Origin of the sequence: Pseudomonas sp. SIMBA_067 (assembly GCF_046534675.1) — a bacterium.
Classification (GTDB): Bacteria; Pseudomonadota; Gammaproteobacteria; order Pseudomonadales; family Pseudomonadaceae; genus Aquipseudomonas; species Aquipseudomonas putida.
The window spans coordinates 1-239 of record NZ_JAWRYH010001264.1; the positions used below are offsets into that span (position 1 = coordinate 1).

The window sequence follows — 239 nt, forward strand, 5'->3', positions numbered from 1 at the left end:
CGTTTCTGAGAACGACCAGGTTTCGACCCAGGTCTCAGAAACGATTCATTCCCGTTCCTATACTCATATCATTCGTAATATCGTTAACGATCCGTCTGTTGTGTTTGACGATATCGTCACCAACGAGCAGATCCAGAAACGTGCGGAAGGGATCTCCAGCTATTACGATGAGCTGATCGAAATGACCAGCTACTGGCATCTGCTGGGCGAAGGTACCCACACCGTTAACGGTAAAACTG

The 239-nt window shown here is 48.1% G+C and carries 1 pseudogene; it reads left to right on the plus strand.

Annotated elements, in window-relative coordinates:
• Nucleotides 1–239, plus strand: a pseudogene (locus tag SB765_RS33355) (hypothetical protein); the annotation flags it as partial.